Here is a 24,920-nt window from a genome sequence, read left to right as displayed (position 1 = left end):
TATACCATAATTTCAAGTCAAATAATTATATATTAACAAATTGAATACTACTAATCAAATTGTTTAGTCAAATTATACATATACCCCATTTTTATCCATTTATTATATGGAATATCGCTCTTAGAATGCGCTTCTCTGATCAATCCTCCAATTTCTATATCCCATATTTTACCAGAACTCAATTTTTTCTTTAGACAACATTTTGTAACTTATATAAAAATGCAAAAAAACAGACTCCGTTGGAGTCTGTCCGTAAGTGAGGCATCGGGGGATCGAACCCCGAACACCCAGATTAAGAGTCTGGTGCTCTACCAGTTGAGCTAATGCCCCGCAGCCTTATCAGTATACAGCAAATCATACTGCTTGTCAAGCCTTTTCAAAATTTTTTCATCGACTGGGTAGGAAGGATTCGAACCTTCGCATGCAGGAATCAAAATCCTGTGCCTTACCGCTTGGCGACTACCCAAAATTGCTGGCGATTTACATCAGCAAAAGAGATTATAGCATATCTCAATTGGTTTGGCAAGGGGAAATCAAAAATTTTCTGCGTTACCTTTTGAGGGGGGAATTCCCCACCTTCCTTTAGGTTGACCTCTCGGCGGTCTTTCCCATGGATAAAAAAACAGTCCCCAAAGGGACCTGTCTTCAAAGGGTGGATGGTGGGATTCGAACCCACGACCTCCAGAGCCACAATCTGGCGCTCTAACCAACTGAACTACATCCACCATATTATATATTATACACCTGTGCAACGCCCAGGCAAACGTGCCTGCAGGGATTCGAACCCCGGACACGCGGCTTAGAAGGCCGCTGCTCTATCCGACTGAGCTACAGGCACATAAGCGGGTGAAGGGAATCGGACCCTCGTATCTAGCTTGGAAGGCTAGTGTTCTACCATTGAACTACACCCGCGCGTCTCGGGGTAACAGGACTCGAACCTGCGGCCTCTTGAACCCAAATCAAGCGCTCTAGCCAAACTGAGCTACACCCCGTGGAAAAAGTTTGCGCTCCACAAACTTTGGGAGAACCTTCGGTTCTTTCGAATGACGTCCGCCTCGCGGCGCACTTCCCTCTCATGGAACAAATCCCGTCTTACGGCATCGGAGATTATTATATAACAAAGATAGCAGGCTTGTCAAGGACTTTTTTAAAAAACAATATAATGTGGCGATCAATGCCGCCACAAAAAAGCTGCCCCGCCACCCCTCCCAGCATGGCTCGAGCTGGGAGCTTGTTGTTCCACATAGTGGATCCTGGCATCCGCCCTCTTCCCACCCGTGTCCAAAATCGCGTAGGACGCTCCCGCGCTGGATCTGGGAAAACATAGGCTTCCCGGGTTGAGAATCAGGACCCCATATCGATCTTCCAAATGCGGCACATGGGTATGCCCGCACAGCAGAACATCGCACTCCTGATCGAGTCCAAACTGGAGGAATCCCTGGTACTCTCCCCCCGCCAAATGCCTGTGGCCATGGCAGAGATACAGGCGGTGTCCTTCAAGTTCCAAAATCTGGTTTGATGGAGCGGCCGTGCCAGAATCACCATTGCCAGCCACTAGATAAAATGGCAGATTCGGATACACCTTCGCCGCCTCCCTGGCGTCCCGCACATAATCCCCCAGGTGAATCACGCCGTCAACAGACTCCCCCCACTGCGATAGAATCTTCCATAAGGGGGTCATGGCGCCATGGGTATCGCTGATCACTAAAAATTTCATTCTCTGCCTCTCTTATTACACAGAAGCTCCCTCTCCAGTTGGTCTCGCATTTTCCGCAGCGCCTTCCCTCGATGGGAAATCTGGTTTTTTTCCTCCGGCCTCAACTGCGCCATGGTCTTTCCATACTCGGGTACAAAAAAAATAGGATCATAGCCGAAACCGCCATTTCCCGCTGGCTCCTCGCTGATAAAACCCTCCACCGTCTGGCGCAGGCAGACTTCACGGCCATCCGGTGCCACCGCGGCGATGGCGCAGACGTACCGCGCACTTCTGGCCTCCCCCTTGGCTTCCGCCAATTTTTCCAAAATGATTCTGTTTTTAATCTCGTATGGGGTATCCACACCCAGAAAACGCGCCGAATACACGCCCGGCTCTCCCCCCAAAAAGTCAATCTCAATCCCGGAATCATCCGACATGACCAGAGCGTTTTCCGCCGAGCTGGACAGTGCGCGGAAAACATCTCTTGCCTTGAGTAGGGCATTCTCCTCAAATGTCGTCCCCGTCTCCTCGATCTCAATATGCACGCCAGCTTCATCCATAGTCATCACGGGAATCCCACGGAAGATCTCCCGGATCTCCCGGATCTTCCCCTGATTCCGCGTTGCAAACACAATTTTATCCATCGCTCGAATTTCCCCTATTCTCTCTCTCAAGTTTGCGCTCCTCCCGGTCCTACCTCCAGGATCATTCTGCTCTGCGAAAGCGATACTTATTCTTCGGCCTGCCCACCTTCCCATACTGCAATTCCACCTCCAGAACTTTTTCTTTTTCCAAGAGTTCTAGATAGCGTCTCGCCGTAATCCTGGAGACCCCCAGCGCGTCGGCCACCTCCTGCGCCGTAAAATTTTTATCGCTCCGCTCCTTGACATATTGGTAGATCATATCGTATGTATGTTTACTGAAATTTTTTGTCTCATCGGTGACAGGGGCTCCGCCCTTTAGCACATTCTCCGCAAAGAAAAACTCATCCAAAACCCTCTGCTCCAAAGGATGATCCGGAGAAATAAAATCCTTGCGAACTCGATACCGGAACAGCCCCTCTTTAAATCGAAGAAAGGTAAAGGGCTTTAGGATGTAGTCAACGGCTCCGAGATACATAGACTTCATAAAAGTTGCATAGTTCTTGTCCGCCGTAACAGGAATAAAATCCAGTGGCACATTCTCTCCTCGCAGTTGGGCTATCCAGTCCAGAACGTCACCATCCTGAAAATGCAGATCGGAAATGATAATATCCGGTATCTCCTCTTCAAGCGAGTCCTTCGCTTCCGAAATCGACGCAACACTGTCTGTCAGGTCGAACCCCTCCATCTTAGAAAGAAAATCTTCCAATATACTGCGCACCATCGGATCCGCTTCAAGAATCAATACCGTTATCATCTGTTTTCATTCCTTTCAAAATAGTAACTGCGGGACCTCGCCTACAGACAATCTTCAACGACTCTGGGAGTATTATATCATACTCATTACGCAATTTAAAGTAATTTTACACATAAAATTCAGTCATGAAATTTTTTTGTTTATTTTCTATAAATTTATTAAAATACTAAAGTCCGTCCCTTTTGTACTTATCGACACAGGATCTCGAAAAAGGAAGAACCTTCGGTTCTTCGGAATTATGTCCGCCTAACGGCGAACTTTCCTATAAGAAAAGGCGGCCAATAGCCGCCTTTTCAACAGTTCAAGATTATTCGATGGTGAAGGGAGATCGATTCCCACTGTCGTCCTCCCTCTCGCTCCGTCCCCAGAAATCTTCTGTTCCGCCGGTGGTTTCCTCCTGGTTCTGCAGCGTCAGCATCACTTTGATCGGCTCATGGGTATTGCGATTTCGGATCAACGTCACTTCCACCACATCCCCAACCTCATGCTCTGATAAAATCTCCGTTACGGTCTCCAGCGATGTGATGTCCCGACCGTCAATTTCTGTAATGATATCGCCCTGACGGATTCCCGCATCGGCTGCGGCGCTGCCCCTGGAAACCTCATACACCATGATTCCTACCGGGACATGATAGGCATCCGCGATTGCCTCCGGAATTAGCGCGTACTCGCTGATGCCCAGCGCCGGCCGTTCCACTGACCCTTTATCCAGCAATTCCTCCATGATAGGTTTGGCCACCGCCATAGGGATAGCAAACCCCATTCCCTCGACTTCCGTATCATTAATTTTTGCCGTATTGATCCCGATGACCTCTGCGTTGGCATTGACAAGAGCGCCGCCAGAATTTCCCGGATTGATGGCCGCGTCTGTCTGGATGACTTTCAGAGAATTTCCATCCACGGTGATCTCCCGCTGTGTACCGCTAATGCATCCAACCGTGACCGTATTTCCAAAAGCTTTTCCCTCCGGACTTCCAATGGCGATCGCCAATTCCCCGACCCGAATCGCATCGCTGTCGCCAAGGGTGGCAACCTTGATTCCCGCCCGAATGTCCTCCGGAATCTCGGATTTCTTCATATACAGCACCGCCAAATCAGCGGACGTGTCAGCGCCCCGCACGTAGGCCGGCACCGATTGCGTATCGTTATAATATATATAGACCGTATTGGCGTCCTCAATCACATGGGCGTTCGTGACAATATACACGTGATCTGCATCTTCCTCAAAAATAATGCCGGAGCCCAGCCCTTCCGCCGTCTGCGTGGCTTGAAAAAGGTTTTGCATCATAATCTGTGTCACCACCGTCACAACTGACCCCTCCATCTTTCCACAGATATCCGCAATATTGCTATCTGCTTGAGGGACGGAAAGCAAGGCCTGTACAGAATTTCCACTATATCCATTTTGGGCAAAGGAGTAACCGGTTGAAGTGGAAGAGGAATCTTCCTTATTTAAATACCAAGTCGTAACGCCAATGCCACCGCCGATGGCACCGCCCACAAGAATGGTGATTAAAACAGCTACGACAGCGGTTAGAGCTTTTTTCTTCCCCTTTTTTGCCTTCTTCTGCCCATCGTCTTTTTCTAAATCCCAATCCATATCCATCCTCCTTATCCAAGGCTAACTCTGTTTTCTAGAACAATGACGGCAAGGCCTTCTGGCCTTACCGCCTTGATTACGTATAGTATACACATAAGATTTAACAAAAATGTGAACCCGCTGTGAATAAATATGAAAATCTGGAAATTTCTACTCTAGGTTCAGCTGTTCCCTGGGGGGGAGTTTGATGATCTGCCCCAGTTGAAGCTTATTCATGTCTTCGATATTATTGTACTCGGCAACCGCTTTCATCAGCTTCTCATCGTAGTTTACGTTATAATGTCTGTTGATGATGGCGGAAAAACTGTCCCCACTCTGCACCGTGTACTCTGTGACACTATCCGACGGTGTAGAATCGCTGGAATCGGAGGGCGCCTGGGATGACTCTGTGGAAGACTCTCCACTGTCCTCCGGCGACGACATGGCCGTGGACTCATCAGAAGAATCCTGCTCCGGCGCAGACGAATCAGTGGCGTCTGAATCGACGGCCTGGGAGGAGGACTGGGAAGGCGGGGGCGTTGACCCCGAATCCGGCTTATCTCCCCTCTTCGCCAATGTCAGAATCACCACCAGGATTAACACAATAATCAGAGCGCCGCCCAGGACAGCTGCCAACATCTTCGGATTCCCAAGAATCCGATCCATGACACTTTCTTCCTCGTCATCCTCGTAGTCATCTTCCCCATCATAGGTCTCTTCCACGGGAGGCATCTCCGGGTCTTTACGGCGCTTGACTGGCCTTGACGGCTCTTCCTCTGTTGCGCGGAGGACCTCCTCTTTCTCCTGGGGCTGTGGCGAATGCTTGTAATTTTCCGTGCGCGGAATCGTCGAGGCGCCCCGCACAGGAGCTTCACCCGGCGCGTCCTCCACCTCCAAAACCAGGATCGTGCGATCGTCCTGACTTCTATCCTCCACTTCCTGTAGAATGCGAGCTGCCAGCGTATCCCTGGCCCCATCCTTAAGGGATCGCACAATGCGCTCCATGGCCTCATTGGATATGGCATCCGTGATTCCATCCGTACAGATGATAAATGTGTCGCCGGGATAAAAAACAAAATACTTAGAAAAGACGTCATCCTCCACGTCATAGAGATCGTCCATTCCAAAATAGGCCGTTAGATGAGACGCCCTTTTATGTATCTCCGCCTGCTGCTGAGAGATAATCCCCATTTTATATAGATCGCTGGATTCCAGATGATCCTCCGTAATCTGTAGCATCCGGCCACCCCGGATCACGTAAATCCGGCTATCTCCCAGATGGACTGCCAACCCGCGGTTTCCATGGAGAAACAGGGCCGCAAAGGTGGACCCAACCTCATCGGATTCAAAGGAATTTCGATACTCCACCATCTTGTCATTGGTATCGACCATAAACTGCCATATGCGGTCTTTTTCGATCTTTCCCTCTTCCGCCAGCACGCTTTGAAGCCGCTGAAGCCGCTGCATGACCACCATGGCCGGGGAAGCCGCCTGATCCTGGTCTTCCGCAACCTCCGCCTGACCGTCGCACACACCGTATACCTGAAAATCCACATGGGAAACTTTATTGATGCTGGTTCGAGGTTCGGTCCCTGCTGTCATGTAGCGCCCATTTACATACACATTATCTAGATTTTGGCCGTCTCCCGTTACGGACAAGGCAAACGCGGATATTTTTAGTTCATTGTCCATGCTCAATCCCACCTCGTTGTTAATACGATATCCGCCATACTTTGACAAAATCCTGCGAACTTATTTTATAAAGAGCCAAAATTTGCAAGATTTCATCCATACTTGGCAAATATCACGACTTTATACCATTTAGTTTATTATATAACATATTGTGACTGAGTTCAATGGGAAATTCGGAAAATAAATTAAGTTTCCCTTACATAAAAAGTTCGCGTAACCGCGAACTTTTGAACTAGGCCCAGCTTACGGCGGGCTTTCCTATTAGGAGTAAAAAATCCATGGAATGTGCGTCAACATCCCACGGATTTTTTGTTTCCCCATTATTCTGACAAAACAAAACGGCGTATATACCCGATGGCATTTCGGACTGGCGGCAGAATCAGCAGAACACAGGTCAACATCGCTTCACCGCCCATATAGGCCAAATTGTACGCCAGGGAGTATGCAAAGGGGGACAAGCCCGTTCCCTCTGCATACTCTGCAAAGAATATAACGCCGGACAAAACCGAGCAGACGAGCCGGCCAAAGACTCCCACAATATACCCTGGAATCAGTCCATCGCTTCTCTTGTGGAAAAATCCCGAGAGCCCCAGCATACCAAAGGCGATGGGATAATCCAGCAACAGCTGGGCAGGATGCACGACATAAGGGCCGATGGCTAGTTGCAGCATGCCGTAGGCGATGCCACACAGAATTCCCTGCACCGGGCCAAAGAAATATCCGATCATCGACACAATAAACATACTAAACAGTGTAAGCGATCCCCCCTGGGGCATCTTCACGATACTGACCATGCTCAGCGCCGTCCCCAAAGCGATCGCCACGGCGGAAAATACGAGTATCTTGACGCTGTTCCGCTTCCTCTCCTTGGCATGAAAATAGCCAACTCCCACAAGAAGTGCCACAAAGGCAATCAGAACCGTCAGCACAATTCCTGGCATGGATTCAAAAAAAGCTTGCATACAATCCCCTTCCTATCCCGCCGCGAGACAGAGAAAAGAACGAATCATACGACCCGTTCTTTTCCACTGCGGCGCTTCTCTTGTATTATTCTGCATCAGGAGCGTACATGCTCTGCAATTTCTTCAAATGCTCATAGCGCTCCGCCGCATATTTCTCCGATTTCGCAAACAGATCTTTCGCGCGCTCCGGATTCGCCTTCTCAAGGGATGCATAGCGAACTTCACCGCGAAGGAAATCCTGATAGCTGCTGGTCGGCGCCTTGCTGTCCAGCGAGAACGGATTCTTTCCATCCAGAGCCAGACGGGGATCGAAGCGGAATAGATTCCAATACCCTGCCTCCACAGCTTTCTTCTCTTCCGTCTGCGCTTTGCTCATGCCCACCTTGATTCCGTGATTGATACACGGAGCGTATGCGATGACGATGGACGGTCCGTGATAGCTCTCCGCCTCTGTGATCGCCTTGATGCACTGGTTGTAATCCGCACCCATGGAAACCTGGGCAACATAGACGTAGCCATAGCTCATGGCGATTCCGGCGAGATCCTTTTTCTTCACTTCCTTGCCGGCCGCGGCAAACTGCGCGATGGCGCCGGTGGGTGTGGATTTGGAGGACTGTCCGCCGGTGTTGGAGTACACCTCCGTATCGAAGACGAGGATGTTGACATCCTCCCCCGACGCGATGACGTGGTCCAAACCGCCAAAGCCGATGTCATAGGCCCAGCCATCACCGCCAAATACCCACATGGACTTCTTGCAGAGATAATCCTTGTAGGCCAAAATCTCCTTGGCCGAATCGCAGCCGCAGGCTTCCAGCGCCGCAACGAGCTTATTCGTCGCTGCTTTGTTGGCCTTTCCGTCATCGACTGTCGCTAAGAATTCCTCGCCAGCCGCCTTGACTTCCTCGTTGGTGGTATTCTTGACGGTATCGCATACCATGCTGATGGCACGGTTCCGGATGGTAGCCTGTGCTAGATACATACCGTATCCGTATTCCGCGTTGTCTTCAAATAGGGAGTTAGCCCAGGCAGGCCCATGCCCTTCTTTATTGACGGTGTAAGGAGTTGAGGGGGCAGATCCACCCCAGATGGAAGAGCATCCGGTGGCGTTGGCAATGTACATGCGATCGCCAAAGAGCTGTGTGACCAGTTTCGCATAGGGCGTCTCGCCACAGCCCGCACACGCTCCAGAGAATTCAAGCAGCGGCTGTTTGAACTGACTTCCTTTAACCGTTGTCTCTTTGAATTTCTCCAGGACTTCCGGTTTGGCCGGCAGGTCGATGCCATAGTCGAAGACATCCTGCTGAGCCAGCTGGCTCTCCAGGGGCTGCATGGTCAGCGCCTTCTCCCCCTTCTTGCCGGGACATACGTTGGCGCAGGAGCCACATCCAGTACAGTCCATAACGGATACGCTGATGGCAAACTTATAGCCTGGCATACCGGTCATATTCAAAAGCTTCGTTCCCGCAGGGGCCTTCGCCGCCTCCTCCTCCGTCATAACGGCAGGACGGATGACCGCGTGAGGACATACATAGGAACAGAAGTTACACTGGATACAATTGTCAGGATTCCAGGTGGGGACATCCACTGCGATTCCCCGCTTTTCATAGGCGGCTGAGCCCTGGGGCATCGTACCGTCCTCGCGGCCTACGAAGGTGGATACAGGAAGCTTCGTGCCCTTCTGCGCGCTGACCGGTCTCAGAATATCGTTGACGAAATCCACCAAATCTTTGCGGTCTCCAGTGGCGGCAGTCTCCGGCTTATCCTCGCCAGCGCTCTTCCAGGATGCGGGAACCTCGAATTTCTTGACATCCTTCATACCTCTGTCGATGGCATCATGGTTCATCTTGACGATGTTCTCGCCCTTCTTGCCATAGGAAGCGGTCGCGGCATCTTTCATGTATTTGATTGCATCTGCTTCCGGGATGATGTTGGCAAGCTTGAAGAAGGCTGCCTGCAGAATGGTGTTGACACGTCCGCCAAGCCCTAGTTCCTTGGCAATCGCCACACCATCGATGGTGTAGAAGCTGATGTCGTTGTCGGCAATATATTTCTTTACTCGGTTCGGCAGGTGCTTCTCGATCTCCTCTTCGCCCCAACCGCAGTTCAACAGGAATGTACCGCCCTTGCGCAGTTCCTGAACCATATCGTATTTATTGACATAGGAGGGATTGTGGCAGGCAACAAAATCTGGCGTCGAAATCAGATATGTGGATTTGATCGGCTTGTGACCAAAACGGAGATGCGACATGGTGATACCGCCGGACTTCTTAGAATCGTAGTCGAAGTAGGCCTGGGCGTACATGTCTGTGTGATCTCCGATGATCTTGATGGAATTCTTGTTTGCTCCCACCGTTCCGTCAGCGCCTAATCCCCAGAATTTACAGCTCGTTGTCCCCTCCGGTACCGTGTTGATCTCTTCCTTCACATCGAGGGACAGGTTGGTGACATCATCCTTGATACCGATGGTGAACTGCTGCTTTTCAGTATTATCAAACACGGCCTTGATCTGACCCGGTGTGGTATCCTTGGAACCCAGTCCATAGCGGCCGGTGAAGACGGGAACCTGATCGAACTTGGAGCCCTTCAGCGCGGCGACCACATCCAAATACAGCGGCTCGCCCATGGCGCCCGGCTCTTTTGTCCTGTCAAGTACGCTGATTCTCTTCACGGTGTCCGGAATCGCATCGATCAGATGCTTTGCGCTGAACGGTCTGTACAGGCGAACCTTTACAAGTCCGACCTTTGATCCGTGAGCGTTCATATAATCGACAGTCTCCTCGATGGTGTCGCAGACAGAACCCATCGCGATGATGACTTCCGTGGCGTCCTCAGCTCCGTAGTAGTTGAAGAGCTTGTAATTGGTGCCGATCTTCGCATTGACCTTGTCCATATACTCTTCCACAATGGCGGGAACCGCTTCATAGTAGGGGTTGGACGCTTCTCTCGCCTGGAAGAAAATGTCAGGATTTTGCGCGGATCCGCGCAGAACAGGGTGATTGGGGTTGAGGGCTCTCTCGCGGAAAGCCTTGACGGCATCCATGTCCAGCATATCTTTCAGATCGTCATAATCCCACATCTCAATCTTCTGGATCTCATGGGAGGTACGGAACCCGTCGAAGAAGTGAACGAAGGGGACGCGTCCTTTGATGGCAGCCAGATGTGCCACGGCGCCCAGATCCATAACCTCCTGTACACTGCCGGAGGAGAGGAACGCAAAGCCGGTCTGGCGGCAGGCGTAAATATCGGAGTGATCCCCGAAAATCGAAAGAGCATGGCTGGCCAGCGCGCGGGCGGATACATCGATAACGCCCGGAAGCAATTCTCCAGCGATCTTATACATATTCGGGATCATCAGAAGCAATCCCTGGGATGCGGTAAACGTTGTCGTCAGAGCACCTGCGGACAAGGATCCGTGCACAGCACCAGCGGCGCCGCCCTCGGATTGCATTTCCACAATCTTGACCGGCTCTCCAAAGATATTCTTTCTGCCCTCAGCTGCCCACTTATCGGCTACTTCAGCCATGGTGGAGGAAGGAGTGATCGGATAGATGGCCGCCACTTCAGTGAATGCGTAGGAAACGTGCGCTGCGGCATTATTGCCATCCATGGTTTTCATTTTTCTTGCCATGATTGTACTTCCTTTCGTAATGTTCGGCAGCCAGAAGAGGCTGCCGATTACAGTAGTATTCGGAAGGGACTTGCCAAGGGTCTGTGCGAAAGGCAGTCTCCCCTTAACCTATTCCCTATTCTATCATTTTTTCGCAGAGATGTAAAGAGACAACATGTTAAAAATTTGTTTATCTCCTGGATTTTTGTGCCGCAAAAAGGGGCTGTCTCAAAACAAGAATCTTGATCCGCCATATCACACCGGATCCAAAAATTCTGTCTTGACACAGTCCCCTTCCCATTTTCCAAAACTTTAATTTGGCGAGTACTCCGTGATCTCAATAGTGTTGATAATCACATCCTCTTTGGGCTTGTTCTCCATAACTTCTGTCTGATTTTTGTCATCGATCTGCGCGTCAATATACTCTTCCTCCGAATACACCGGCACCTGGGAGATGGCGTCGACCACGTCCATCCCATCGATCACCTGTCCAAATACCGTATGCTTATTGGCGCGATCCCCTGTGGATAGATTATACAGCGTGCTGACTTCATTGTCCAGCCATATGGCGCCGCCCTTCTCCGCATACAGATCCAGCTTCTCCTGGGCCACTCTGTTCTCCTTCGGCGTGCTGTCACTCTTATTCAAGCGCTCTGCCCTGGACACATCCGTATCCGTACAGGTTACGATGAAGAACTGGCTGGTGTTGGTGTTGTCAGCACCCCGATTGGCCATACACAGCGACCCTCGGTAGGGCGACAGGTAGGAGACAATCTCATCCTCAAAAGCTTCGCCGTATATACTCTCCCCACCTTTCCCCGTTCCCTCAGGGTCCCCTCCCTGGATCATAAAATCTTCGATGACCCGGTGAAAGGTTACGCCGTCATAGTATCCCGCCTTCGCGTGTTCCACAAAATTCTCGACGGCCTTTGGCGCCTCCTTTTCAAAAAAACGCACGGTAAAATCACCCATGGAGGTCTTAAAAACGGCGATGGTCTCGCCCTTCTTTGGCATGGAGAACTGGTAGTCGTAGCTCTTGCTACACCCCACCAGAGACAGACATGCCACGGTCAAAACTAAAATGAAGCAAATCCCTGTTTTCCTAAACGTTTTCATCATGACCCTCTCTTCCTAGATTGTATATCCGCCTTCTTTTTTACAGCACAGGTTTATGATTGACGAATGCATCCCAAGGACGCCATAAAGCGCGCAAAGGCCTCGTAGCCTTCCTCCGTATTTTTGAATACTCCGGAGCACTCCAACACCTGAGAGAAAATCTCTCCGACTTCTCTTTTCAAAATCGCGTCCGCCTCTTCTTCCGTAGAAACTTGTCCATACCGGGACTGCATATCGGTAATCCAGGGCACATGCTTTTCCAGCGCCTCCTGTTCCCCTTGTGAGAAATCCTCCCACGCCTTTGCCCCCGTCAGAAGCCGAGAAATCAAGGATAGCTCTTTGTCCAGCCGTCCAGGCAGCACCGCCAGCCCCATAACCTCGATCAATCCAATGTTTTCCTTCTTGATGTGGTGCAGATGCGGGTGCGGATGGAAAATCCCGTCGGGGAATTCCTCGCTGGTGCGATTGTTCCGCAGCACCAGGTCCAACTCATACTCACCTTTCGCGTTGAAGCGCGCAATGGGCGTGATGGCGTTGTGTGGAGTCCTCACGCCATCCTTCTCTGTGTAGGCGTAGACGCCGACGCTTGTATCCTCATAGGCTTCCCAGCTGTGCAGAATGTGGGCCGCCAACGCAATCACCCTCTGCCGGGACGCACCGGATATCCGGATGGCGGACATCTGCCAGTGAATCACGCTGATGGTCATATGGTCAAAGTCTGGATGGGAGTAGGACCAGCGCACAGCCGCCTTCTCCATGGGAAACACGTGGTGTCCGCCCTGATAATGTTCATGGTTGAGGATGGAGCCTCCCACCACCGGAAGGCCGGCGTTGGAACCCAAAAAATAATGGGGAAGCCATTCGATAAAATCAAACAGCCGGCGGAAGGTTGCCTCCGATATTTTCATCGGGACATGCTCCTCCTTGAGCACAATACAATGCTCCTGGTAGTACACATAGGGTGAATACTGAAAATACCAGTTCTCCCCGTCCAATGTCTGCGAAATCTGCCGTAGATTCTGTCGCGCCGGGTGGTTCAGCCTACCTGCATACCCCACATTTTCCGGGCAGAGCATACATTTGGGATAGGAGGCCGATGGCAAAAACTTCAGTTTGGCGATCTCCCGTGGATCCTTCTCCGGTTTGGAGAGATTGACTGTGATCTCCAGATCGCCATAGGGGGTGGGCGCCTCCCAATACAGATTCTTCGCCACCCGCTCCGTCATGATATAATGGCTGTCCTGCGCCTGATGATAAAAATACTCTGTGGCAGCGGCGGGACTCTGCTCATACCGCAGGCGGAATTCTTTTTCTGTATCCGACGGTCTGGCTGTAAAAATCCCCATGATCCGCGCGTCCCATAGATCCCGGTGCGTTGTGGTATTCTCAGGGAAAAGGCCGGTCTCATAGGCGTATTCCAAAAGACCTCGCAAAATCGGCTCGGGCGACCCACCCTTCACTTTGTCCGCCATGGACTCCACCGCTTCCTGACAGGGAAGAATCCCATCCACCTCATTCCACGGCTCCTCCAAATGCAGCAAATCCAGCAGCGCATTGCGGCAGTATACCGCATCGCATCTCTGAATGAGGTGCCGGTCCATGGCGTAGGCAATCAACTCTTCAACCTGATAGGCGGCAGGCGGATAGACAGGCCCCGCTCCCTTTCCAACCTGGGCCACGTAGAATTCCGGTTTTAGCCCCGTCCTCTGTTCATACCTCTGCCCCACCTGTTCAATGAAGGCGTCCACCGCATCGGCACGAACGATGCTCACCGTGCAGCCGCCGAAACCAGCCCCCGTCATGCGAGATCCCAAAGTGCCTTGGACGGCGCGGGCTTCTTCCACCATGGTGTCCAGCTCTGGACCTGTGACCTCATACAGATCCCGCAGCGAATCATGAGATTCATTCATCAACTGTCCAAATCGCTGGATATTGCCCGCCTCCAGCGCTTGAACCGCCTCCAACACCCTCTGGTTTTCATAGACTGCGTGGCGCGCCCGCCTGCGGCACGTCTCATCCTGGATCAGTGCCTGATGCACTTCAAACTCCGCCGGCGTAAGTTCACATAGGGAAGAAATGCTAAGCTCACGCTGTAACTGCTGTAGCGCCGTCTCACATTCGCTCCGGCGCTCATTATATTTCGAATCCGCCAGACCGCGGCGCTTTTTCGTATTTCCGATGACAAGCCTCGCGTCCCCTAACCTCAGCGGTGCATACTGGTAGTCCAACGTATTGCAGTCCAGCAAAATCGCCTGGGCCTCTCGCCCCATCCCAACAGCAAATTGGTCCATAATCCCACAGTTCACGCCCACATATGTATTTTCCGCGTGCTGGCACATCTGAACCATTTCCACCATGCTGAAATTGCACTGGAAGAGATCGTTCAAAGCCACCGCCGTCAAAACTTCTAAGGAGGCTGAGGACGAGAGTCCTGAGCCATTGGGAATCGTCCCATAGACTAGGATGTTCATCCCCTTAAGACGGCAGCCGCGGGCTTGAAATTCTTGGATCACACCCTTCGCATAGTTAGCCCATCCGTCCTTCTCTTGATAGCCCATATCCGACAGAGACACTTGCACTTGAAGAGGCAAATTCAGCGACGCAAAAGCAACCTGTCCGTCGTCCCGAAGGCTCACCGCCGCCCAGGTCCCTAGATCCAGCGCACAGGGAAACACCTTGCCCCCATTGTAATCAATGTGTTCTCCGATGAGATTGACGCGCCCGGGAGCAAAATATTCGTGAATGTCACGCAATTCTCCGCCATACATCTCAAGAAATTTGTTTTTTAAATCCATTCCCTATCTTCCTTATCCTTCCGTATTTTTTATCCTATAGGAGGGACCGCCGAGAGGCGGACTTTTTTATGATTCCTACCCCGCATAGTGAAGTATGATTTTCATAACCTCCTCGATTCCCGATTTAACATGGGTCGCGCTCATGGCGCTCTTATATACCCCTCGGTTCTGATACACCGTGTCAATCGCTTCCCGCAATCGCTGAGCCGTCATTCCCTCTTGCTCCAGCACATAGCTGTACCCTTTTTTCTCAAAGGATCTCGCATTCAAAATCTGATCCCCGCGGCTGGCCGATAAAGGCAGCGGGATCAAAATATTGGGCACACGCAAGGCTATGATCTCAGCCAGCGCGTTGGCTCCTGCCCGGCTGACCATTACATCCGCAATGGCGTACAGGTGAGGCAATTCTGTATCAGCGTATTCCATCTGGAGATACCCCGCAAGGCCGGCAAGACTATCATTGCGCTTTCCCTTTCCGCAGAGATGGATCACGCTGTATTCTTTCACCAGTTCCGGCGCCGCCTGCCAGACGGTCTCGTTCACTGCCCCCGCTCCCATGCTGCCGCCCATAATCAGGATCACCGGCTTATCCTCGGGAAAGCCGGTGATCCGCAACCCCTCGAACCGACTCCCCCTCAGGAGACTTTCCCGTATGGGCGTCCCCGTATAAACCGCCTTTTTTTCAGGCAAATATTGAAGCGTCTCCTCAAAATTGGTGCAGACTTTTCTTGCAAAAGGAACCGCCAGCTTATTGGCCAGACCTGGCGTCATATCCGATTCATGAATCACGCAGGGCACACCGGCCATCTTTCCGGCCATGACCACTGGAACGCTGACAAAACCGCCCTTCGAAAAAATGACGGTGGGTTTCAGCCTCTTAATCAGCTTCAGCGCCTGGCCCCATCCCTGAATGACCCGGAAAGGATCCGTAAAATTCTTGATATCAAAATAACGCCGCATCTTACCTGACTGAATAGGATAATAGGGAATTCCCATCCCCTCGATCAATTTCTTTTCAATCCCATCATAACTGCCCACATAGACGATATCCAGGCCGGCTTCCTGCAAATGTGGTATCAGCGCCATATTGGGCGTGACATGGCCGGCAGTGCCTCCGCCAGTAAGCAGAACGCACTTCTTCATTCTTCCAGCGCTCCTTTGATCAAGGTTGCCGTCTGCTTCAGCTCCTCGGCGGAGGGGCTTCCCTGCGGCCATGCCACCGTTACCGCATCGCCCTCATAGCGTGGAATGAGGTGGAGATGATAATGCTTCACTGTCTGTCCCGCCGCTTCTCCATTATTTTGCAAGACATTCAATCCATCGAAATGAAGCGCCGCCCGCATTGCCTTCGCCAGCTTGGAGGCCAGCTTCATGGCGGCAGCGGCTGTCTCCTCCGGAAGCGCAAAAAAATCCTCCGCGTGTTCCTTCGGCAGAATCAGCACATGCCCTCTGCTCGCAGGTCCAATATCTAAAATCGCGCGAAACGCGTCATCCTCATAGATTGTCTGAGACCCGATCTCCCCAGCAGCAATTTTACAAAAAATACAATCCCTCATGATACCCTTCCTTTCCCGGCGGTCTGCTTATTTCGGAAGCAAAAAGGCCGTCGTCCTGGCGATAATCTGCTGCTGCGAGCTGATCAGATCCAACGCTATGGAGCGGGCCTCTCCGGCCATACCGCAACATACAGCCTTCATGATGCTCAAATTTTCTATTTCATTATACAACAAAATCTCCAGCTCGACAACTTCCTTTTCACAAGAAAATGTAATGAATTTGTTACTTTTTTGTATATTAATGCCCAATTTCTCTTCCGCCTCGGAGTGACAGGCATCTTTTTCCAGATGGCGCAGCAATTTTGCTTGGTAGATCTTATCCATCCAATTCTTCTCCATCATCCTCTGTTGTAAAGGATTTTTCTTGTAAGAGCCGCCATAGACGTACATTTCGTATAACCCGCAGTATTGATCCGTTTCTTGCATCAGATCCTGCAACCATTCCACGACCACTTGTCCCCCGTCTTCGGTCACAGACATAGAATGGGGCGGCATAACCTTAGGTTCCATCAGAATTCCCCCAGACATAGGCCGAATTTTGCCACTTGCATATGGCAGATAGTCTATATTTATGCAGGCTTTCCTTGCATTATACCGGCAAAAAGCTTCTGCCCACGGGACTGTAGCACCCGCGGACTTCCTCCATATCCCATGTGGTGTAAAACAGACGGCGCACCACTTTTAGCTGGAGAATATCCCCTGTGCGCATGTGGCGCAGCTGCTCTCTCTCAAGAACCACCTTGATTTTCTTCTCTTCTTCCCCGATCTTGGTCAACATAACCATTTGATTCGATAGAACGGCCAATACCTGGAAATATCCGGTCTCAACATAAGACCGCTCTGTAAAGTCCTCTTTCTTCCGCGCAGGCTGCCGCTGTTGCCGGTATTTATTGATATCGATGATGAGTGGCGCATACTGCACCACCGCCTCTCCGGTTAGAATCCGGAGCCGCCGTTTTAAGTCCAGTAAGCGTGGGAGTACAGTTTTTGCCTCCTCGCAGGCTGTCCGACAGGCTCTAATCGTTCTGCGGTCCAGCTTACCTTCACATTGGCTGTGCCGTTCTTCCAGCGCGCGAATACAATCCAGTGTCTGTTGCGGCAAAAGACCGCCGCAGTCCCTCGGAAAATGAAACGAAAGATACTTTGAAAAAAAGACTTCCGGAGGCTCCTGGTAAAATTTTTTCGAATATTGATAAAAGTGGATGAGAAAGTGATCGACAAAGGTGTTGGAAATCTCCTGCGGCTCCACATCCATCTCATATAGCGCTTGCATGTATTGTATTTGTTCCATAGCGTAAGGCTCCTTGTCATTGACGATTTCGCAGATGGCGATTGATACTACGCTATCTATTCTTTCCAAGCGCTATGATTTTTAGTCGGCTCCCATCTCCTGTGAGGGCAAAAGCTATGCCAAAAAATACAATGGCATCGAACCCTCTCGTTTATATCCCAAATGTATTCATTGAATTTGAATTCAAATATTTTGCGTATTTATATCTTAAAATATATTGAATTATTAGTAAAATAATGGTAAAATAAATTTGTTGTTGAACGAAATGGAGGTGCTTAGTTGTGAACTATGTATCTGGACCCGCTTGCCTTTATGATGCCATTTTCTATGCTGAAATATACTTTTGCCGTACTATGTGTACCAATACTTTATCTAGTATAACGGAGGATCAGGAAGAGATGTATTCTTCTTATACTGACTTTTTTGAAAAGTATAAAGTTATACCAGATAAAAGTATCTATCCATTTTTTTATTATAATGGCAAACGGCCTTGTCCTTTGTCTGATTTTTGCGATAAAAACCTAAGTTACTTTGCAACTTCACATACAAATATTAGAGCCTACCTTTGTTCAAATCCTCTTGATTTTCAATATTTTATTATATCGTATTATTTTGAGCAAATCCCAAACGCCGACATGGATAAAATTCTTGATGGCGATGCGGAAGCTATTGCAAATGGCTTGATGCATCTGTGTAAAACATATGACTTGGAGGATTCTTACATGGAAACCTATACCGAGCTATTCTATCATTTTGAAAATGTAGTAGAGGAGTTGATTCGGTATTTGGACAACGTCATGTTCTATATGGTAAAGTATCATAAAAATCGGCTGGCGGATTCCCATAGGACTTTGCAAGAATTATTTATCGATGACATTAAAGTGAGTCAGTTTAAAAAGGCCCACTCTTTAGAGGAAAACCTTCGTTTAGAGTCTCAAACCTACTCAATATGCTATATGAATCCATATATAACAATGTATCAGGGTAAAGAGAATGGCTATATATTTATTTTTGGAAATCGAATGTTAGACCATATTGGAGGCTATGTTCAGTATGCATACCGGTATCGATATATTAAACCTCAAAGAACAATGCAGCTCTTAGGCCATGAGTATACGATGAAGATGCTTAAAATCTTAAAAAAGGGGGATGCAACGGTATCGCAATTATCGAGAATATTTCATGTGTCCAGAACTAGTATTATCCGACTCGTGCAAGCATTAGAGAAAGAATTAATCTTGATTTCTTACAGGGATGGTTGGGAACACTACTATCGAATCAATTATGACTATCTATTCTATGCTAAGCAAAAAATTGATACGTATTTTGATGGGATGATGGTCAATACATAAATAAATCCATTGGCAGCTTATTATACCGCTGTATATTGACAGAGCGAAGGGTGTAAAGTATAATTGTTATAATGTCTGGGTCAAGGCGTGCTCTCTCTCATGCCGGGTTAATCCGGCAGTATAGCCGCAATGCCAATACTCGAATATACCATTTACACGGAGGAACGGAATATGGTCCTGACAAACAAAAAGATCAATTTTCTGGGGGACAGCATTACCGAAGGGGTCGGCACAAGCGCACCGGAAAATATATATCTCAATGTCATAAAGGCAGAATGTAATCTTGCAGAGGCTAGAAACTATGGTATCAGCTGCACTCGTATCGCCCGCCAGGCGGATGAATTTGAGTACGGGCATCCTTTCTGCGACAGATACAAATCCATGGATGACGACGCCGATAGTATCGTCATCTTCGGAGGAACAAACGATTACGGTCACGGTACAGCTCCCATTGGCGCGTTTGAGGATCGGTCGGAGGATACCTATTACGGCGCGTGGCACGTCCTGCTCCGCGGTCTCATGGAAAAATATCCGAGGGCAACCATCGTCGCAATGACGCCGCTTCACCGCCATGATGAGGATACTCCCAGTCCGGGAAATGGAAAGCCTCTCAAGACATACCGCGGGATCATCAAAGAGGTGTGCGAGTATTATGCCATACCCGTGCTTGACCTATATGCGATGAGTGGGATACAGCCCAGAGTACCGATTCTCCGCGAAAAATATATGCCCGACGGTCTGCATCCCAGCGATGAGGGGAACAGACTGATTGCGAGCCGTCTCATTGGATTTTTGAAGGCGCTTTGACATCATTTGTTGAGGAGGAGCTTTATGGAACTCAAGAATAAAAAGATCAATTTTCTGGGGGACAGCATTACCCAAGGGGTCGGCACCACGGAGGACAAATACATTTATCTTAATGTTATGAAGAATGAATGCGGCCTTGCCGCCGCAAGGAATTACGGAATCAGCGGCACGCGCATAGCCAGACAGCATGTCGAGAACGATTGCTGCACAGAACCAGCCTTTTGTGACCGGTATCAGTCGATGGATGATGATGCGGATGTCATCGTAGTATTCGGAGGCACAAACGATCACGGTCACGGTCAAGCGCCGCTCGGCACCTTCGATGATCGAACGGAAGAAACCTATTACGGCGCGTGGCACGTCCTGCTCCGCGGTCTGATCGAAAAGTATCCCGAGGCCGTCATTGTTGTCATGACGCCTCTGCACAGATGTATGGAAGAAGTTCCCAGTATTGGTAACGGCAAGCCTCTCAAGGTATACATCGATATTCTCAAGGAGGTATGCGAGTATTACGCCGTACCTGTGCTCGACTTGTACGCAACGAGCGGAATTCAGCCGGACGTTCCGGTCATTAGGGAAACCTACATGCCGGACGGCATCCATCCCAACAATGCCGGCAACCGGCTTATTGCAAGCCGGCTTATGGGATTTTTGAAGGCGCTTTAAACAAAATACTGTGTTTACGCCGAACTTCTCATTTGGGGTGATTTAGCAAAATGCATTATACCGTATTAAAAAAAGGCTGACGGCATGGGTTTGACTCATGTCGTTTTTCTAATTTCTTACGTTAAGTCAGAATCAGTCAGATATGATTTACCAAAGCGTACTTGAGGGTAATATGCAAAGGGTTCTCTGGAATTATGGTAATAAGCAAGACTTAAGGTACAGCACCCTATTTTTTATATATAATTCAAAGGGGTAGAAACCTTTCGGCTGCTGCGTCTCGATTACCCACCAGTAAAACAAGACGGGACTGTCAACTGTGGTGCAAAGCGGCGTTCATCTTACCGTTGACTGTTCCGGCTGGTTTTACTATTTAGCTTTTATGATATATTTACTTGCTGAATATTATAGATTATAAGGAAAGATTCGGTTGACTTTCTTAATCCTGAAAAGTATAATGTATCCATAGGAAGGTACATAAATGATATGTGCGTAAATGAGTGATAAAAGAAAACTCGCAGGAGAGGAGTGATTTTATGAGACGAAGAGAACAAGCGTTGTATCAAAACGGAGTCAAGAACTTCTTTGCCCATGCAGAATAGCAGACATATAGAAATCTGTATGGGCGAAAAAACTATATGTTCTGCTGTTTCTGCACTTTATTTATTCTACAATAAATAAGGAGCGGTGAAGGTGAAATATTTAAATGCAGCAGAAATATTGCCGGAACACCTATTGAAGGAGCTTCAAATGTATGTCGAAGGAGAGATCCTGTATATTCCAAAGACCTCCTCAAAAAAAGAATGGGGAGCCGTTAATGGTTCACGGATATTTTACCAAGAGAGAAACAAGGAAATTCAAAGGCTTTTTCAATCGGGATCTTCCGTAGAATCTTTGGCCAATCAATATGGTCTGGCATATAGTACAATCAAAAAAATAGTATATTGTTAATCGTAAGGCGCCTGTGTGATGCAACACGGGCGTCTTTTAGTAGCAAGTTCGATTATAATCATTCTCTCTACTTGTGGTTCAGCAATATGTTTCATACAATGGTATGGTAGCACTAAACGGAAGGAGAAATGACGAATGAAAAATATTACGACCAGACAATTTAGCGTATTGGGTGATTGTGGGAAAATTTATCAGTTTATGTTGGACATCTATGAGAGGGATTGGAGAAACGGTGTGGCAGCTCCTTTCTTTGAATATGCTTTCTCGTCGTTTTACAGTTGGATGGACATATCCTGTTCCTACAAGGATCGTATCTGGGAAGACAATGGAGAGATTGTGGCATTTTGTTTTTATGAAAACCCCGTGACAGATATTTATTTCAGTCTAAAGCCAGGATATGAAGAACTTGCCCCAGAGATGATAACATATGCGGACAAGCATATGCCCAAGAAAGATGGAAAAAATCAACTGATTCTTTTTGGTGAACAAACCGCATTAATAAATACTGCAAAAGAGCTGGGATACTGTCAGATTTATGAGCGAACCGATATGCAATTCGATTTTGAGGACGTATTGGACTACCAGTTGCCGGAAGGCTTTCATTTTGTTAAGCCGGAAGAATATGACATGGATAAAATAAGCAAGTGTTGCTGGAAAGGCTTTAATCACGAGGAAACTGAGGGCGCATGGGATCATCAACATGAACAGAACAATTACCAGCTACAGGTAGCCCCCCATGCAACAATGGAGCTTGGCGTCATAATCGCGGATGAACAAGGTGAGTATGCATGCTGCGCGGGAATGTGGTGGACTCCAGAGAATAAACTAGCTTATTTGGAACCCCTTTGCACGATTCCGGAGTATCGGAACAGAGGTCTGGCAGCTGCAGCATTATCGGAAATGTACCGCAAAACGAAAAAGTTAGGTGCGACCCATATGACTGGCGGAGATAATGAGTTCTATAAAAAAATTGGCTATAAGTCTGCGGTGAAATGGACGTATTGGAAGAAAGAATAAGCTGATAGGCATGAATGGGTCACTTTTGTGGGAGGACAAGTGAACACTATGAAAATTGGGCGATATAAACATGATGCTGCCTATTCCTATACATTGGGAATGGCTCTTACAATTGAATGTTGAACCCGGAAAGTCGCATGTTGTTTTGGTCAACCCCAGCGATTCAGGAAACTTAGGTACGATTTTACGGACAGGGCTGGGCCATTTATTCGGTCAATCTCGTTCTGCCTAACTAATTCCTTGTAAATCTTATGCAGTTTAGGATAAGCCGCCGCCTCTGCTGTCTGTGCGGAAAAATTTCTTTGATAATTTCGCCGCTTTTCTCAGTACCTTTGAAACCAGAGGTGCCAACACTGCGACAGCATTAATAATGATACTGCCGTAAAGCTCCGGCTGACTGCCAAATGTTTCAACGAATGCCCACAAAATTCTCCTGCTTAAACAGACGGGCTTGACATTTAGGGCAAGAGTGATAAAATATTAACAGTCCCAGTCAAATGCAGACGAGACAATCTATGGGTGCGCGGGAAATGACCGCACAGAAAGGAATTACGATGAATATCCAGGATGTTAAAAATGTAACGGTTGCAGGCGGTGGTACTCAGGGAAGCCAGATTGCGTCTCAAATTGCTTATAAAGGCTTTCATGTTACGGTATGGGTCAGAAGCGAGGCTTCCATTGAACGGGCAAAACCCAGATTTGCTTCCATTTACGGGCAGTATATTGATACGCTGGAAGCAATGAAAACGGATCCTAAAGCCTATTGTCGCGGTTTGGCCGATAAAAGCGACCTAACGCCGGAAGAGGTGGATCAGCTTTTGGAGCAGGCGAAAGAACGGTTGCATGACATTCAGTTTGAGACCGATTTTGATAAAGCCTTTGGAAACGCAGATGTGGTGGTCGAGTGCATCAACGAGAATAAGGCGGAAAAGGAAGCGTTCTATTCTGAACTTGCCAAGCATCTTCCGGAGCGCACTCTCCTCCTGACGGATTCCTCGACGATGCTTCCCAGCATGTTTATGGACGCCACGGGCAGACCGGAAAAATTTCTGACACTGCATTTTGCAAACCAGATTTGGAGAAATAATCTGACCGAGCTGATGAAAACCGATAAAACCTCTCAGGAATCCTTTGAGCTGGCAGATCAGTTTGCCAGAGCAATCGGTATGCTCCCCATGAGGCTGAACAAGGAGCAGCCGGGATATATCTTAAACACTTTGCTGATCCCGTGGCTGAAGGCCGCAATGGGGCTCTACGCCAACGGCGTTTCTGATCCGGAGACGATTGATATGACGTGGCAGCTTGCAACGGGAGCGGATCCAACGCAGACGCCATTTCGCAAGATGGATAAGATCGGCCTAGCGCTTTGCCGGAATATCATGGGAATGGATCCCAGCGCAAAGGATCCAAATTCCACTCTAGGTAAGAGCGTGGCGCTTTTGGACAAGTATATTGCGGAGGGCAAGACCGGTATCGCAGTTGGAGAGGGCTTCTACAAATATACCAGCTATGACAAGTAAGACATAACTTTTACGTGATGGATAAAGGGGCTATCAGCCCCTTTTTTGTGTAAAAATGTATCTTAACGATTACGTCTTCAGCTGCTCATAGATATCCCGCTTGGAGACGCCCCGATCCTTGGCCACCTGTTTCATCGCCTCTTTTTCCGGTAGATGGGCATAGACCGCCATGTGCTCTGTCAAAGACAGGGTCTCCCACTGCGCCTGTCTCTCCTGGGTCAACTGCGCCTCTTCTCGCCCCTCCAACAGCAACACGAATTCGCCTTTCGGCTCCGTCTCCCCATAAAAGGCACAGAGCTCACCCAATGGCGCCATGTGGATATCCTCATACTTCTTTGTCAATTCGCGGACAGCGGCTGCTTTTCGGTCCCCAACGGCCTGATACAAGGCCTGCAACGTCTCAACCAGCCGATGAGGCGCTTCATAGAGAATGACCGTTCTTGTCTCCTCCACCAGTCTATCCAGCACCACAGCCCTCTCTTTCTTATTCGCCGGCAGGAACCCTTCAAAGACAAACCGCCGGGAGTCCAGTCCCGACATGGATAGGGCTGTAATCAAAGCGCACGCGCCCGGCAGCGCTGTCACCGCCAAGCCCTCCTCCCGGCAGCGCCGGACGAGAATTTGGCCTGGGTCCGATATGGCGGGCGTACCCGCATCGCTGACCAGGGCGATCTGTTTTCCATCCCGCAGCATCTGGAGAAGCTCAAGGGATCGCTCCCGCTCATTGTGCTGGTGATAACTGATCAGCGGCGTATGGATCTCATAGTGATTCAGCAGTTTCTTCGTATGCCGCGTATCCTCGGCCGCGATCAAATCCACCGTCCGAAGAGTCTGTAGAACCCTCTGGGTGATGTCCTCCAGGTTCCCGATGGGTGTAGCGCACACGTACAATTTTCCCTGCATCCTTCCCTCCACCTT

Annotated in this window: 20 protein-coding genes and 6 tRNA genes; 6 read left to right on the top strand and 20 right to left on the bottom strand. The window is 49.2% G+C overall.

The window, feature by feature from the left end; genetic code table 11:
- Window positions 1-257: 257 nt before the first annotated feature.
- The 19 genes from H8730_RS01760 to H8730_RS01670 all read right to left on the bottom strand — a co-directional run bounded on the left by H8730_RS01760 (window position 258) and on the right by H8730_RS01670 (window position 17,692).
- Window positions 258-330, bottom strand: a tRNA-Lys gene (locus H8730_RS01760).
- Between the two features lie 64 nt (window positions 331-394).
- A tRNA-Gln gene (locus H8730_RS01755) sits at window positions 395-466 on the bottom strand.
- A gap of 185 nt (window positions 467-651) precedes the next feature.
- Window positions 652-725, bottom strand: a tRNA-His gene (locus tag H8730_RS01750).
- 39 nt (window positions 726-764) lie between these two features.
- Window positions 765-838, bottom strand: a tRNA-Arg gene (locus tag H8730_RS01745).
- Window positions 839-841: 3 nt separating this feature from the next.
- Window positions 842-912 (bottom strand) — tRNA-Gly (locus H8730_RS01740).
- A 5-nt stretch (window positions 913-917) separates the two neighbouring features.
- A tRNA-Pro gene (locus tag H8730_RS01735) sits at window positions 918-992 on the bottom strand.
- A gap of 179 nt (window positions 993-1,171) precedes the next feature.
- Window positions 1,172-1,717 (bottom strand): metallophosphoesterase family protein, encoded by a 546-nt coding sequence (locus H8730_RS01730; RefSeq protein ID WP_177717886.1) that lies wholly within the window; start codon window positions 1,715-1,717, stop codon window positions 1,172-1,174.
- On the bottom strand, window positions 1,714-2,370 hold the full coding sequence (gene rdgB, locus H8730_RS01725; protein WP_346726536.1) for an RdgB/HAM1 family non-canonical purine NTP pyrophosphatase: 657 nt from the start codon (window positions 2,368-2,370) through the stop codon (window positions 1,714-1,716). The genes H8730_RS01730 and rdgB overlap by 4 nt, the downstream gene beginning before the upstream one ends.
- Window positions 2,371-2,401: 31 nt before the next feature.
- The gene (locus H8730_RS01720; protein WP_177717887.1) at window positions 2,402-3,094 is read right to left on the bottom strand and encodes a response regulator; all 693 of its coding nucleotides are present in this window, start codon (window positions 3,092-3,094) and stop codon (window positions 2,402-2,404) included.
- 307 nt (window positions 3,095-3,401) lie between these two features.
- Entirely contained in the window at window positions 3,402-4,694 is a 1,293-nt protein-coding gene (locus tag H8730_RS01715) for a S1C family serine protease (protein ID WP_177719114.1), read from the bottom strand.
- A 150-nt stretch (window positions 4,695-4,844) separates the two neighbouring features.
- Window positions 4,845-6,365, bottom strand: coding sequence for a SpoIIE family protein phosphatase (locus H8730_RS01710; RefSeq protein WP_177719113.1), 1,521 nt, complete (start codon window positions 6,363-6,365; stop codon window positions 4,845-4,847).
- A gap of 320 nt (window positions 6,366-6,685) precedes the next feature.
- Window positions 6,686-7,327: an energy-coupled thiamine transporter ThiT gene (locus H8730_RS01705; RefSeq protein WP_249289228.1), complete on the bottom strand. Its 642-nt coding sequence runs from the start codon at window positions 7,325-7,327 to the stop codon at window positions 6,686-6,688.
- 85 nt (window positions 7,328-7,412) lie between these two features.
- On the bottom strand, window positions 7,413-10,955 hold the full coding sequence (gene nifJ, locus H8730_RS01700; protein ID WP_177719112.1) for a pyruvate:ferredoxin (flavodoxin) oxidoreductase: 3,543 nt from the start codon (window positions 10,953-10,955) through the stop codon (window positions 7,413-7,415).
- Window positions 10,956-11,246: 291 nt separating this feature from the next.
- Window positions 11,247-12,053 (bottom strand): peptidylprolyl isomerase, encoded by an 807-nt coding sequence (locus H8730_RS01695; RefSeq protein ID WP_283243822.1) that lies wholly within the window; start codon window positions 12,051-12,053, stop codon window positions 11,247-11,249.
- 50 nt (window positions 12,054-12,103) lie between these two features.
- A complete protein-coding gene (locus H8730_RS01690) occupies window positions 12,104-14,845 on the bottom strand; it encodes a galactokinase (protein ID WP_177719111.1) in 2,742 nt (913 codons plus the stop codon).
- Between the two features lie 75 nt (window positions 14,846-14,920).
- Window positions 14,921-15,988 carry an undecaprenyldiphospho-muramoylpentapeptide beta-N-acetylglucosaminyltransferase gene (murG, locus tag H8730_RS01685; RefSeq protein ID WP_177719110.1) on the bottom strand — a complete coding sequence of 356 codons (1,068 nt, stop codon included), beginning with the start codon at window positions 15,986-15,988 and terminating at the stop codon, window positions 14,921-14,923.
- Window positions 15,985-16,401, bottom strand: coding sequence for an HIT family protein (locus H8730_RS01680; RefSeq protein WP_177719109.1), 417 nt, complete (start codon window positions 16,399-16,401; stop codon window positions 15,985-15,987). The genes murG and H8730_RS01680 overlap by 4 nt, the downstream gene beginning before the upstream one ends.
- A gap of 27 nt (window positions 16,402-16,428) precedes the next feature.
- Window positions 16,429-16,911 carry a hypothetical protein gene (locus H8730_RS01675; RefSeq protein ID WP_177719108.1) on the bottom strand — a complete coding sequence of 161 codons (483 nt, stop codon included), beginning with the start codon at window positions 16,909-16,911 and terminating at the stop codon, window positions 16,429-16,431.
- Window positions 16,912-16,990: 79 nt separating this feature from the next.
- Entirely contained in the window at window positions 16,991-17,692 is a 702-nt protein-coding gene (locus H8730_RS01670) for a hypothetical protein (RefSeq protein WP_177719107.1), read from the bottom strand.
- A 281-nt stretch (window positions 17,693-17,973) separates the two neighbouring features.
- Between H8730_RS01670 and H8730_RS17820 the strand changes: the two genes are divergently transcribed.
- The 6 genes from H8730_RS17820 to H8730_RS01640 all read left to right on the top strand — a co-directional run bounded on the left by H8730_RS17820 (window position 17,974) and on the right by H8730_RS01640 (window position 24,002).
- Window positions 17,974-19,044 carry a winged helix-turn-helix domain-containing protein gene (locus H8730_RS17820; protein WP_177719106.1) on the top strand — a complete coding sequence of 357 codons (1,071 nt, stop codon included), beginning with the start codon at window positions 17,974-17,976 and terminating at the stop codon, window positions 19,042-19,044.
- A 171-nt stretch (window positions 19,045-19,215) separates the two neighbouring features.
- The gene (locus H8730_RS01660) at window positions 19,216-19,851 is read left to right on the top strand and encodes an SGNH/GDSL hydrolase family protein (protein ID WP_177719105.1); all 636 of its coding nucleotides are present in this window, start codon (window positions 19,216-19,218) and stop codon (window positions 19,849-19,851) included.
- A gap of 24 nt (window positions 19,852-19,875) precedes the next feature.
- Entirely contained in the window at window positions 19,876-20,517 is a 642-nt protein-coding gene (locus H8730_RS01655; RefSeq protein ID WP_177719104.1) for an SGNH/GDSL hydrolase family protein, read from the top strand.
- 690 nt (window positions 20,518-21,207) lie between these two features.
- On the top strand, window positions 21,208-21,465 hold the full coding sequence (locus tag H8730_RS01650; protein ID WP_177719103.1) for a CD3324 family protein: 258 nt from the start codon (window positions 21,208-21,210) through the stop codon (window positions 21,463-21,465).
- A 135-nt stretch (window positions 21,466-21,600) separates the two neighbouring features.
- The gene (locus tag H8730_RS01645) at window positions 21,601-22,482 is read left to right on the top strand and encodes a GNAT family N-acetyltransferase (protein WP_177719102.1); all 882 of its coding nucleotides are present in this window, start codon (window positions 21,601-21,603) and stop codon (window positions 22,480-22,482) included.
- A 530-nt stretch (window positions 22,483-23,012) separates the two neighbouring features.
- Window positions 23,013-24,002 (top strand): 3-hydroxyacyl-CoA dehydrogenase, encoded by a 990-nt coding sequence (locus H8730_RS01640; protein WP_249289227.1) that lies wholly within the window; start codon window positions 23,013-23,015, stop codon window positions 24,000-24,002.
- Window positions 24,003-24,071: 69 nt separating this feature from the next.
- Here H8730_RS01640 and rsmI read toward each other — a convergent pair whose 3' ends face one another.
- Window positions 24,072-24,905, bottom strand: a complete 834-nt coding sequence (rsmI, locus tag H8730_RS01635) for a 16S rRNA (cytidine(1402)-2'-O)-methyltransferase (protein ID WP_177719101.1) — start codon at window positions 24,903-24,905, stop codon at window positions 24,072-24,074.
- Window positions 24,906-24,920 lie beyond the last annotated feature (15 nt).

The sequence above is a fragment of the Bianquea renquensis genome (assembly GCF_014384895.1).
In the GTDB taxonomy this organism is placed as follows: Bacteria; Bacillota; Clostridia; order Lachnospirales; family Bianqueaceae; genus Bianquea; species Bianquea renquensis.
The sequence above is the reverse complement of the archived record's forward strand: the minus strand, read 5'-3'. Positions and strand labels throughout refer to the sequence as shown.